Annotated in this window: 11 protein-coding genes; 7 read left to right on the top strand and 4 right to left on the bottom strand. The window is 73.7% G+C overall.

Translation table 11 applies throughout. The annotated features are described in order from the left end of the window. Positions 1-73: 73 nt before the first annotated feature. Both ACIGO8_RS10970 and ACIGO8_RS10965 read left to right on the top strand, forming a co-directional pair. Positions 74-1,462 carry an enoyl-CoA hydratase/isomerase family protein gene (locus tag ACIGO8_RS10970; protein ID WP_399727271.1) on the top strand — a complete coding sequence of 463 codons (1,389 nt, stop codon included), beginning with the start codon at positions 74-76 and terminating at the stop codon, positions 1,460-1,462. Positions 1,463-1,566: 104 nt separating this feature from the next. After that, positions 1,567-2,679 (top strand): branched-chain amino acid aminotransferase, encoded by a 1,113-nt coding sequence (locus ACIGO8_RS10965; RefSeq protein WP_399727268.1) that lies wholly within the window; start codon positions 1,567-1,569, stop codon positions 2,677-2,679. Positions 2,680-2,878: 199 nt separating this feature from the next. Here ACIGO8_RS10965 and ACIGO8_RS10960 read toward each other — a convergent pair whose 3' ends face one another. Continuing rightward, positions 2,879-4,198, bottom strand: coding sequence for an MFS transporter (locus ACIGO8_RS10960; protein WP_399727265.1), 1,320 nt, complete (start codon positions 4,196-4,198; stop codon positions 2,879-2,881). A gap of 159 nt (positions 4,199-4,357) precedes the next feature. Between ACIGO8_RS10960 and ACIGO8_RS10955 the strand changes: the two genes are divergently transcribed. From ACIGO8_RS10955 to ACIGO8_RS10940, 4 genes are all read left to right on the top strand, one after another. Further along, positions 4,358-4,780, top strand: coding sequence for a nuclear transport factor 2 family protein (locus ACIGO8_RS10955; protein WP_399727263.1), 423 nt, complete (start codon positions 4,358-4,360; stop codon positions 4,778-4,780). 333 nt (positions 4,781-5,113) lie between these two features. Continuing rightward, positions 5,114-6,535 carry a uracil-xanthine permease family protein gene (locus ACIGO8_RS10950; protein WP_399727260.1) on the top strand — a complete coding sequence of 474 codons (1,422 nt, stop codon included), beginning with the start codon at positions 5,114-5,116 and terminating at the stop codon, positions 6,533-6,535. After that, positions 6,532-8,142 carry an amidohydrolase family protein gene (locus tag ACIGO8_RS10945; protein ID WP_399727258.1) on the top strand — a complete coding sequence of 537 codons (1,611 nt, stop codon included), beginning with the start codon at positions 6,532-6,534 and terminating at the stop codon, positions 8,140-8,142. Before ACIGO8_RS10950 ends, ACIGO8_RS10945 begins: the two co-directional genes overlap by 4 nt. Then, entirely contained in the window at positions 8,139-8,846 is a 708-nt protein-coding gene (locus tag ACIGO8_RS10940) for a TSUP family transporter (protein WP_399727256.1), read from the top strand. Before ACIGO8_RS10945 ends, ACIGO8_RS10940 begins: the two co-directional genes overlap by 4 nt. A 293-nt stretch (positions 8,847-9,139) precedes the next feature. Here the strand turns inward: ACIGO8_RS10940 and ACIGO8_RS10935 are convergent, their stop codons facing one another. From ACIGO8_RS10935 to ACIGO8_RS10925, 3 genes are all read right to left on the bottom strand, one after another. After that, positions 9,140-10,192 (bottom strand): LacI family DNA-binding transcriptional regulator, encoded by a 1,053-nt coding sequence (locus tag ACIGO8_RS10935; protein ID WP_399727254.1) that lies wholly within the window; start codon positions 10,190-10,192, stop codon positions 9,140-9,142. 199 nt (positions 10,193-10,391) lie between these two features. Then, the gene (locus ACIGO8_RS10930) at positions 10,392-10,553 is read right to left on the bottom strand and encodes a hypothetical protein (protein WP_399727251.1); all 162 of its coding nucleotides are present in this window, start codon (positions 10,551-10,553) and stop codon (positions 10,392-10,394) included. Continuing rightward, positions 10,550-10,762 (bottom strand): hypothetical protein, encoded by a 213-nt coding sequence (locus tag ACIGO8_RS10925; RefSeq protein ID WP_399727248.1) that lies wholly within the window; start codon positions 10,760-10,762, stop codon positions 10,550-10,552. Before ACIGO8_RS10925 ends, ACIGO8_RS10930 begins: the two co-directional genes overlap by 4 nt. A gap of 71 nt (positions 10,763-10,833) precedes the next feature. Here ACIGO8_RS10925 and ACIGO8_RS10920 point away from each other — a divergent pair, with 71 nt between their 5' ends. Beyond that, complete coding sequence (locus ACIGO8_RS10920) at positions 10,834-11,463, top strand: TetR/AcrR family transcriptional regulator (protein WP_399727245.1); 630 nt, start codon at positions 10,834-10,836, stop codon at positions 11,461-11,463. Positions 11,464-11,698 lie beyond the last annotated feature (235 nt).

Below are 11,698 nucleotides of genomic sequence, written 5' to 3'. Positions count from 1 at the left end.
CACGGAGACTTCCGCACGGCCCCTGACCCGAGGCGGCCCGTGCCGCACGACACCCACGAGGAGACCACCCAGCATGGCGACACCCATCTCCCCACCCGCGGAACCGGCCGCCCCCGACTTCCGCGACGACCTCGCGGCGGACACCCGCCTACTGGGCGACCACGTCGAGGCCTGCGAGAAGCTGACCGCCGGACTTCCGCCGCGCCGCGAGCGCTCGGCCGCCCAGCGGGAGACCGCGGCCCGGGCCGACGCCGCCGCCCGGCGCGCCCGGCACCTCTTCCTGGACCTGCACAGCAGGCGGGTGCACGACGAGCTGACCGACGGCGGCTCCCGCCAGGTGCGCCTGGACGAGCTGGCGTTCACGGCGGCCGACCGCTTCCCGGGGCTCGTTCCCACACGGGCCCAGATCGCCGCGGACCGGCAGCTCCCGCAGGCCGAGAAGTCGGGCGGCGAGATCGACCAGGGCATCTTCTTCGCCCACCTCCTGGACCGGCGCGACACCGGCGCGCACCTGCTGGACTCGATGCTGGCGCCCACCACCCGCGCGCTCGGCCTGCTCCCGGAGTTCCGGCGGACCGGCCACGTGGACCTCGGCCAGGCGGTCGTCCGGCGGGACGGCTGCGTGGCCGAGGTGACCATCTGCAACCCGCACGTCCTCAACGCCGAGGACGACGCGGTGGTCGAGGCCCTCGAGACCGCCGTGGACCTGGCCCTCCTGGACGACGCGGTGTCCGTCGGGGTGCTGCGCGGCGCCGTGCTGTCCCACCGCCGCTACAGCGGGCGGCGCGCGTTCGGGGCCGGCATCAATCTGACCGACCTCTACACCGGCAGGATCGGCTTCGTCGACTTCATGCTCCGCCGGGAGACCGGCTACATCCGCAAGCTCGTCCACGGCCTGAACGTCGGCTCGGGACACCGGCTGCTCGACCTGCCGAGCGGCAAGCCGTGGGTGGGCGCCGTCGAGACCTTCGCCATCGGCGGAGCGACCCAGGTCGCGCTCGTGCTCGACCGGGTGATCGCGGCGTCCGACGCCTACTTCTCGCTGCCCGCGCTCACCGAGGGCATCGTGCCCGGCGTGGCCAACATGAGGCTCGGGCGGGTCGTCGGCCGCCGCATGGCGCAGCGGCTGATCTTCTTCGGCGAGCAGGTCGCGGCGGACAGCCCGGAGGCTCTGGCGCTGTGCGACGAGGTCGTCGCGCCCGAGGCGATGGACGCGGCCGTGGCGGCGGCCGCCGACCGCCTGTCGGACCCGGCCGTGCCCGCCAACCGCCGCATGATGCACCTCGCCGAGGAGTCCGACGACCTCTTCCGTACGTACATGAGCCGCTACGCGCTCGAGCAGTCGGCCCGCATGCACAGACCCGACGTGGTGGCGAAGCTGGAGCGCACCTGGATCCACCGCAGGCGGCCCGGGGCCGGCGCGCGCCAGGCCGACGCACAGCACCGTCCTGACCTGTCATGACACCTGATGACGTCCTTCATCCGATGCCCCGTCAATCGACCGACCACCGTTGTGAAGCGGCCCGCGGCACCGCCGGCCGACCTGTGACACAAGGAGCAGACACGATGAGTTCCGCAGTGACTTCCGCGCCCGGTTCCCTCTTCCCGCTGACCCGTAACGCGCATCCGGTGCCCGAGGCGGAGCGCGCCGCCGTGCTGGCCGCGCCGGGCTTCGGCAGGTACTTCACCGACCACATGGCCACGGCCGTGTGGACGCCCGAGGCCGGCTGGCACGATCGCGGCATCGGCCCGCTGAAACCGTTCTCCCTGCACCCGGGCACGGCCGTGCTGCACTACGCGCAGGAGATCTTCGAGGGCCTCAAGGCCTATCGGCACGCGGACGGCAGCGTGTGGCTGTTCCGCCCGGAGGCCAACGCCCGGCGCTTCGCGCGCTCCGCGGAGCGCCTGGGCCTGCCGCCGCTGTCCGAGGAGGACTTCCTCGCGAGCGTGACGGAGCTCGTGCGCGCGGACGAGCCCTGGGTGCCGGTGTCGACCGGCGAGGAGAGCCTCTACCTCCGGCCGTTCATGTTCGCCTCCGAGGTCTCCCTCGGTGTGCGGCCGGCCGACCGCGTCGACTACTGCGTGATCGCGTCTCCCTCCCAGCCGTACTTCGCCTCGGGCATGAGCGGCGTCACCCTGTGGGTGAGCACCGCCTACACGCGGGCGGCCAAGGGCGGTACGGGCGCGGCGAAGTGCGGCGGCAACTACGGTGCGAGCCTCGCCGCCCAGGCCGAGGCGCAGCGGAACGGCTGCGACCAGGTCCTCTATCTGGACGGCGCGGGCGAGGAGGGCTGCATCGAGGAGTCCGGGGCGATGAACCTCTTCCTGGTCACCTCCGGCGGCGAGCTGATCACTCCGGCACTCGGCACCATCCTGGAAGGCGTCACCCGCGACACGGTCCTCGCGCTCGCCGACGAGTTCGGCCTCAAGCCGGTCGAACGCCCGGTCCCGTTCCAGGAGTTGAGAGAGGGCATAGCCGACGGGACGGTGGCCGAGGTCTTCGCGGCGGGCACGGCCGCCGTCCTGACGCCGGTCACCGGCATCAAGGGCGCGGAGTACGAGCTCACGGTCGGCGACGGCAAGCCGGGCGAGCGGACGGCCGCGCTGCGCGAACGGGTGCTCGGCATCCAGTACGGCCAGGCGGAGGACACGTACGGCTGGCTGCGCCGGGTGGTGTGACGGGCGTCGGGTGTGACGGGCGGGTGTCGCGGGCGGATGGGACGGGCGGGTGTCGCGGGCGGATGGGACGGGCGCGGGTCGAGTCCCCCGCCCCGACGCCCGCGCACCGCAAGCCCTGAGCCCGCAAGCCCGCAAGCCCGTGAGCCCGTGAGCCCGTACGGGCTTGCGCCTGCTCGCCGTACGACAGCGACGCGAGCCGTCAGCGGTCGAGCGGCTTGTGTGCGCTCTCCGGCAGCCGCAGATAGACCGCCGAGGAGACGAGGCACAGCGCGGCGACGTACCAGGGGAACAGGCCGGGGCGGCCGAGTTCCTTCAGCAGGGTGCCGACGTAGGGCGCGGTGCCGCCGAAGAGCGCGACGGTCAGCGAGTACGGGAAGCCGATGCCGGCGGCCCGCACGCGGGCCGGGAAGATCTCCGCGTTCACGGCGGCCGAGATCGACGTGAAGCCGGTGAGCAGCACCATGCCGGCGCACTGCACGAGGAGCAGCGTGAGGAAGGTGCCGTCCAGCGCGCGCAGCAGCGGCACGACGAGCACGGCGAAGCCGAGACCGAAGAGGAGCAGGGACGGCTTGCGTCCGAAGCGGTCGGAGAGCAGGCCGCCGACCGGCTGCAGCAGGGTGAAGAACGCCAGGGAGAGGGTACCGGCGAGGAGTGCGTCCGCCTTGTCGATGCCGGTCTCCAACTCGGCGTAGGTCGGCAGGTAGGAGGTCCAGGTGTAGTACGCGAGGGTGCCGCCGGCGGTGATGCCGCAGATCAGCAGCGAGGCCCTGGGATGGTGCCGGAGCGCGTCGAAGAGGCCCGGGCGGCCGGCCTCGCCGGCTCCGGCGCCGCGGGTCTCCTCGGCGCCGCGCCGGATCCAGAAACCGGCGAGGCTGAGGACCGCGCCGAGCAGGAACGGCACGCGCCATCCCCAGCCGTTCATGGCGTCCTCGGAGAGCCGGGCCACGAGCAGCGCGGCCAGACCGGACGCGGCCAGCTGGCCGATCGACGTGGAGACGTACTGGAACGACGAGAACAGCCCGCGGCGGCCGGGCCCCGCGGACTCGACCAGGAAGGTGGTCGAGGCGGCGAACTCCCCGCCGACCGAGAGTCCCTGGAGCAGCCGCGCCGTCACGAGGACGACCGGGGACAGGACGCCGACGGCGGCGTAGGTCGGTGTGAGGCCGACGAGCAGGCTGCTGCCGCCCATGAGGAGGATGGTGACGGTGAGTGCGGTGCGCCGGCCCCGCCGGTCGGCGATCGCGCCCATGAGCAGGCCGCCGACGGGCCGCATGAAGAAGCCGACGGCGAAGACGGCGAAGGTGGAGAGCAGCGGGACGAGGGAGTTGCCCGCGCCGGCCGGGAAGACCTGGCGTGCGAGGTAGGCGGCGAGGAAGGTGTACGCGTACCAGTCGTACCACTCGACCGCGTTGCCGACCGAGGCGGCGAGCAACTGGCGTAACGGGTTGCGGGGCGGTGCGAGGGCGCCGCCCGGGGCGGAGGAGGTGGACGGGGTGGGCGTCGTCGGCAGCTCTGTCATGATCACGCTTTGCCCGCCGGGAGCCGGTCCTACGCGGCGCGAACCCGCCGACGGCGGCCGGGCTCACGACCACGCCGGGCCTCATCGGCTACGGTGAGTGACATGCCCTGGGCGTGAGGAGGGCCCCGCCACCGGCTCTCGCGGGAGAGGAGCAGGACGATGACTCCGAGAGACGTCTCCGTCGGCGACGACTTCCTGGCCTGGTTCAAGACCACGCTGTACGAGGCGGAACTCGCCCTGCACAACGGCGACCCGGAGCCGCGCCGGGCGCTGTGGTCGCGCGCGGAGCCCGTGAGCGTGCTGGGCGCCTGGCGCAACGCGTTCGGGCAGCAGGAGGTGAACGCGCTCTTCAGCTCTCTCGGCGAGAGCTTCTCCGACTGCACGGCCTTCGCCTTCGAACTCCGGTCGTACGACGTGCGGGGCGACATGGCGTACACGGCCGCGTTGGAACACGTCTCCGCCTCCGTGGACGGCCACCCTCGCACGTACAGCCTCCGGGTCACCCAGGTGTACCGCCGCGAAGAGGGTCACTGGCGCGTCGCCCACCGCCACGGCGACACCGTGAGCTCGTCACGCCCGTAACACCTGTCACGCCAGCACGCCCGGAACGGCCGGAGCGCCGGAGCGCCGGGACGGCCGTAACGGCCGCACGCCCGTAACGCCCGGAACGGCCGGAGCGCCGGGACGGCCGCACGCCTGTAACGCCCGGACGGCCGGAACGCCCGGACGCGCTGCCGGCCCAGGAGACGCGGAGGCGCGGGGGCGCGGTGGCGACGGTGCCGGAACCCTTGACGGCTCGTTCCCGCCCTCCCATACTGGCGGCCAAATCGATTTGGCCAAATCGATTTGGCTCCCCGTCCAGGGCCGGATCGCGGCTGAAACCCCGACGTGTCGAACGCCGATCGGAGCTCGAACGTGTCTCGTCCTCACCAGCCCCTGCCCGGTATCGAACAGCCACCGGCGCAGCAGGAACCGCCCCTGTCCGCCACCCGTCCCCCGGCCGTGCACCCCGTCGACGAGCACCGCCCGCTCGGGCGGATCCTGCTCTTCGGGATCCAGCACGTCCTCGTCATGGCCGCCACACCCATCTCGGCCATCTTCCTGATGAGCGCCACGCTCCGGCTCGACGCCCACCTGACCGTCAACCTGCTCTCCGCGGCCTTCGTGCTGTCCGGCGTCGGGTCGCTGATCCAGTCGCTGGGGCCGTGGAAGTTCGGGCCGCGCCTGCCGTTCGTCATGCTGCCCGGCGGCGCCCCGCTCGTCCTCTTCCTCGCCATCGCCGGCCAGCACGGCCTGCCCACGGCCTGCGGCGCGGTGATCCTCACCGCGCTCTTCACCTTCCTCGTCCTGCCGCTCTTCTCCCGGCTCCTCGCCTTCTTCCCCGGCCTCGTCATCGGCACGATGATCGTCATCGTCGGCGTCAACCTGGTGAAGGTCGGCGCCGTCCTGGTCACCGGCCGTCCGGGCGAGCCGGGCTTCGCCCAGCCGTCGAACCTGCTGCTCGGCGTCGCGACGATCGGCTTCACCGTCGCGTTCTACCTGCTGTTCAGCGGCGTCGTACGCCAACTCGCGGTCATGCTGGGGCTGCTCGCCGGCACCGCGCTCGCGGCCGTGCTCGGCCGGGTCCACCTCGGCGACGCCGGCGAGGGCGGGCTGATCGGCCTGCCGCACCTGATGCCCTTCGGCACCCCGCGCTTCGACCTGCTCGCCGCGCTGCCGCTGATGCTCTACAGCCTCGCCTCGATGGCCGAGGCCACCGGCCAGACCGTCATCAACGCCCAGGCCGTCGGCAAGGAGATCGACCGGCGCGTCGACGTCCCCAAGACCGTCCGCGGCGACGCCCTGACCTCGCTCTTCGGCGGGTTCTTCGGCCTGCCGCTGATGGTGACCAGCGGCGAGAACATCGGGATCGTACGGGTCACGGGCGTGCGCAGCCGCTTCGTCACCGCCACCGCCGGAGTCGCGCTCATCGTCATCGGCTTCCTCGCGCCGGTGACCCGCGCGATCAGCGTCATCCCGTCGGCCGTCGTCGGCGGCACCGCGATGGTCGTCTTCGCCGTGATCACCGTCCTCGGTGTGCAGATGCTCGGCCGCTCCGATCTCGACCGGCACACCAGCACCTTCGTGGTGGCCGTGGCACTCGCGCTCGGCCTGCTGCCGATCCTCGTCCCCGGCGTCTACGGCGGCTTCCCGCCGAACGTCCGCATCCTGCTCGAAAGCGGCGTGGCCGTGGGCGCGTTCGTCGCCGCCGTCCTCAACGTCCTCTTCCACCACGTCAGGCCGGGCGTCGTCGCCCGCCTGTCCCCTGCCCCTGCCCGCGCGGAAAGCGACCGATGAACCAGCCCTCGCACCCCACACCCACCGCCAGCACCGCAACCGCAACCGCAACCACAACCACCGTCACCACCGCCACGACCCGGGAGCTTCTCCACGGACCCGGCCCGCTGCTCCTCGTACCGGACGCCGTCCTCCTGCTCGAAGGGCCCGCCGCCGGCCACGCGGTCGTCGTCACGGACGGCACCTTCACCGCGGTGGGGCCCACCGAGGAGGTCATCCGCCGCCATCCGCAGATCGACCCCGTACGGCTGCCGGGACATCTGCTCATGCCGGGCTTCGTCGACGCCCATCACCACCTCACGCAGAGTTTCGGCGCGGCGCTCGCCTTCGGCGAACCGTCGGAGATCTTCCGCCGGGTGTGGGTGCCGCTGGAGGGCGCGCTGGACGAGGAATCGGCTTACGTGGCGGCCAAGTTGGCCGCGCTGGAAGCACTGCGCGGCGGTTTCACCACCGTCACCGACGCCGGCACGCGCGCGGACGTGGACGTCGAGGTGGTGGCGGCCGCCACCCGCGACGCCGGGATCCGCTGCGTCCTCGGGCTGGTCTGCAACGACGCCGATGCCGGCGCCGACGGCCAGGGCGACAGCCGTGGCGCCGGGCACGGAGCCGGCCTCGGCGAGGCGGGCAGGGCGGCCGTCCTGGACCGGGCCGAGAAGCATCTCGTACGGTACGACGGCGACCCGCTGGTCCACGCCTCCCTCGCGGTCTCCATCCCCGAGGCCGCCACCGACGCGACGCTGCGCGACACCGCCCGGCTCGCCGCGGAGGCCGGGGCCGTCGTCCAGATCCACATCAACGAGCACCTGGCCGCCGTCGAGCGCTCTCTCGTACGGCACGGCCTGCGCCCTCTGGAGCACCTGCACGCGGTCGGCGCGCTCGGCCCGCAGCTGCTCGCCGCGCACGCCACCCTGCTCACCCCGCGCGAGGTCACCCTGCTCGCCGACACCGGGGCCGCCGTGAGCTACAACCCCGTCGCCAGCGCGTGGAAGGGCAACGCCGTCGCGCCCGCCACGGCGATGGCCGAACGCGGTGTCCGCTTCGGGCTCGGCACGGACGGCACGCGCGGTGACGGCTTCCGGCTGGCCGAGGCGGCCGAGTTCGCGCAGCGGATCGCGTACGGTCTCGCCACCGGCGACTCCTCGTGCGGCGCCGGCTGGACGTGGCTGGAGCACGCCGGCCGCGGTGGCGCCGACGCCGTGGGGCTCGGCGCGCGGACCGGGACGATCGCCGCCGGCCTGGCCGCCGACTTCCTCCTCGTGGACGTCACCACCCCGGAACTCGCGCTCTCCCGGGACCTTCCCTGGGAGCTCGTACGGCGCGGCAACCGCGACCAGATCACGGCGGTGTTCGTCGGGGGCCGCCTGCGGCTGTGGTGCGGGCGGCCGGTGGGCTGGGACGGCTCCGCGCTCGTACGGCGGGCGGCCGCGCTGGCCGAAGCCGCCGTCGGCAGCGCGGCCGTCACCCGAGCCCATCCCACCTCCACACGGGCCAGGGCGGAGAACGTGCCCCATCCGCCGCGACGACCGGACGCCGGTGAACGGAGCCCAGGCTCGAGAGAGTTGAGCGCGGTCGCCGGCGGCGTCGGGGAAGGGGCGCCGGGCCGGTGAGCGGTGAGACGCTGGCGGTGCTCGCCGTCACCGTGACCGTCGCCGCCTTCGTCCAGGGCAGCAGCGGTCTCGGCTTCGCCCTGATCGTCGCCCCGGTGGCCGGGATCCTCGATCCCGGCCTGCTGCCGGTGTTCGTCCTGGCGTCGATGGTGCCGCTCAACCTGTACGTCGCGTGGCGCGAGCGGGCCTCGCTCGATCTGCGCGGCGCGGGCTGGATCACCGCGGCGCGGCTCGCGGCCACGCCCGGCGGCCTGGCGCTGCTGTGGCTGATCCCGGAGCGCGGGCTCGGTCTGTTCGTGGGTCTCGCCACCGTGCTCGCGGCCCTGGTGAGCCTGGCGGCGCCCGTGTTCACTCCCGGACGGGTGGCCTATGTGGGCGCGGGCGCGGTGACGGGTCTGACGGAGACCGCGACGGGCGTCGGCGGTCCGCCGCTGGCGCTCGTCTATCAGCACCGGCCGCCGGGTGAGCTGCGCTCCACCGTCGCCGCGTGCTTCCTCGTCGGTGAAGTCGCCTCGCTGGCCCTGCTGTTCGCGACCGGCCGCGGGCAGACCGCCGACCTCGGGTGGGCGCTCGCGCTGGTGCCGGCGATCGCGGTGGGCGCGTGGCTGAGCCGGCTGGTGCACCACCGGATCGACGCCCGGCGGATGCGGTTGTTCGTCCTCGTCTTCGCCCTGGTGTCCGGCGTGGTCCTGATCGTGGGCTGAGCGCCGGGAGGACGGCGAAGGGCCGGGGGGCGGGTTTGGGCCGGGGCCAAGGCCAGGGCTCGGGGCCGGGGTCCGGGTCGGGCTCGGGGTCCGGGTCGGGGGCCGGGTCCGGGCCGGGGTCGGGGTCGGGGCCGGGGCAGGGGTCCGGGTCGGGCTCGGGGTCCGGGTCGGGGGCCGGCTCGGGGTCCGGGGCTCCGTCAGGGTCCCGGCACTGACCCGGTTCGTGCCCGGTCGGGGGCCGGGCCCGACTCCCCGTCAGGGTCCCGGCCGCGACCCTGCCCGGCCCGGGCGGGTCACCGGTGGGCGGGTGTGCGCCGCAGCGACGACGCACGGGCGATCACGGTCGGCGCCGGCACCGTCGCCACGCGCGCGGCGGCGGTGTCGCCGCGCAGCCGCCCGAGGAGCAGGTCCACCGCGGCGGCCGCCGCCTGGTCCAGGTGGAGGTCGACGGCGGTCAGCGGCGGCTCGGCGGTGCGGGCGCGCAGGCCGTCGTAACGGGTGACGACCATGACGTCGTCCGGGACGGCGCGCCCGCTGTCGTGGACCGCCCGCAGCGCGCCCACGGCGAAGGCGTCGACCAGGGCGCAGACGGCGTCGATCCGGGGATGCTCGGCGAGCAGGGCGGCGCACCGCTCGTAGCCGGCCTGTTCACCGCCCGTCTCGGCGGCCGTCGCCACGATCGGCTCCCAGCCGTGCTCCTCCGCGAGCCGTTCGTAGACCGCGCGGGCGTCCACCGAGGAGTGCCGCTGGCCCGAGCCGACGAGCAGTGCGGGCCGCTCGGCGCCCTGTTCGCGCAGGTGGGTCAGGAGCGCCTCGGCGACGGCTCCGCCCTGCAGGTCGACGTAGGGCACGTCCTCGTCGGTCGACACGGGCCGACCCAGCGCCACATAGGGCAGGCCCCGCTGCTTCAACCGGGCCGCCGCGGCGTCGTCGGCGTCGGGCTCGACCACGATGGCACCGTCGATGTCGACCGAGTCCAGCGCGGCGCCCGACTGCACGGGCGGGACGAGGACGAGCGCGTAGTCGTGCAGGAGGGCGCTCTCGGCGGCAGCGGCGGCCACCTCCATGTAGAAGCCGAGCCGGGAGGGCCCGCCGGCGACGGCGAACGGCATCGACGAGGCGAGCGCGATCGCCCTGGCCTCGCCGCGGCGCAGCCGCTGCGCCCGCAGATTGGGCCGGTAGCCCATCTCGGCGGCGATCTGCTTGATGCGCTCGCGGGTGCGCGGGTCGACCTTGCCGAGCCCGTTGAGGGCGTGCGACACCGTGGTCCGCGACACTCCCGCCGTACGGGCGACGTCGGCGATCGTGGGCGGTCGCGGGCTCGGTCCGGACCCGGAAGGGGGCATCTGCCGTCGCTCCTCATGTCCTCGGCACGGTGGGACGTCCCTATCTTCGCCGACGGGCCGCCGGTGGCGTAGCCCGGGTCGGCCGGGGACGGGGGCGGTGTGCGACGTACGGGAGTACGGGCGGGGTGCGCGACGTACGGGAGCGCCTACGCGGCGCCGGACGAGGCGACGTCAGGCGTCAGACGTCAGGCGTCAGGCGTCAGGCGTCATGGTCCTTGTCGCGCCCGGCCCTTCGCCAGATCGCCCTCAGTCCGACGGCGAGGACGACGAGGGCCACGACCACGACGCCGGTCTTGATCGCGCGGTCCAGGAGCAGGTGGTGCAGGAGCTCCGCCGACCCGGCCGCGAGGAGGCGGGTCATCGCCGGCCGCCGGGGCGACGGGCGTCGAGCCGCCGGGCGGCCGCGCGGACGCCGGCCTTGATCACGGGGTCCGCATAGCGGCGCACCTCGTCGATCCTGCCCCTGCGCTTGAGGTGCAGGGCGACGGCGAAGGCGAGCAGCGCGAGGACCACGGCGCCGGCCGCGATCAGGCCGAACCTGAGGAGCATGAGGTCGAGCACGGTCTTCATGAGGAACCTCCGATTTTTTTATCACGGCTGTGATACATCCCGTTGTATCACAGCCGTGATAGAAAGGCACCATGCCCAAGCAGGTCGATCCGGAGGCCCGCCGCCGCCATGTCGTCGACGCCCTCTTCCGCGTCGTCGTCCGCGACGGCCTCCAGCGCGCCTCGCTGCGCGCCGTCGCCGACGAGGCCGAGCTCAACATCGGCTCGCTGCGGCACTACTTCGCGAGCCAGCAGGAGCTGATGCGCTTCGCCATGCAGTCGATGCTCGACCGGCTCGGCGCCCGCCTGCTCGAACGCGTCACGCGCATCGGAGACCTCACGGCGCACGCGCGGCCCGAACGGATCCGGCTCGCCACCGAGCTGCTGGCCGAGCTGCTCCCGCTCGACGAACTCCGCCGCGCCGAGGTCACCGTCTTCCTCGACTTCAACACGGCCGCCCGTACCGACGCGGCCTTCGCCGACCTCTCCCGCGAGACCGCGGAAGGCGCCCGGCGGCTGGTCAGCCGGGTCCTCACCCGCCTCGACGCCTCCGGGGCCCTGCGCCCCGGTCTCGACCTGGACACCGAGACCGAGCGGCTGACGGCCCTCCTCGACGGCCTCGGCCTCAACGCCGTCCTGCATCCCGCACTCCTCACGCCGCAGGCCTGCCTCGACGCCCTGCGTGCCCACATGGCCGACCTGTCCGCAGCCGACGAAGAATGAGCGGCCGACGCAGAGCGAGCGTCGGGCGCCGGGCGGCAGGCGGCAGGCCGCCGGTGAGGATCCGCGGCTGACGGTGTCGGCGATTCGGCCACCTCCGCGCCGCCCCACCGGCCCGCCGCGCACGGGTCGATGTACCCGGCACGAACAGCTTTTCGCTCTACGGAACGGTCCCTCCCCCGTCCGAAACACATGTGTTCGAGGCGTCCGGGTGCGTCGTTGAGCCTCGTGACACCAC

Origin of the sequence: Streptomyces sp. NPDC053493, from assembly GCF_044544825.1 — a bacterium.
Taxonomy (GTDB): Bacteria; Actinomycetota; Actinomycetes; order Streptomycetales; family Streptomycetaceae; genus Streptomyces.
This window is presented reverse-complemented; position numbering and strand designations above follow the sequence as displayed.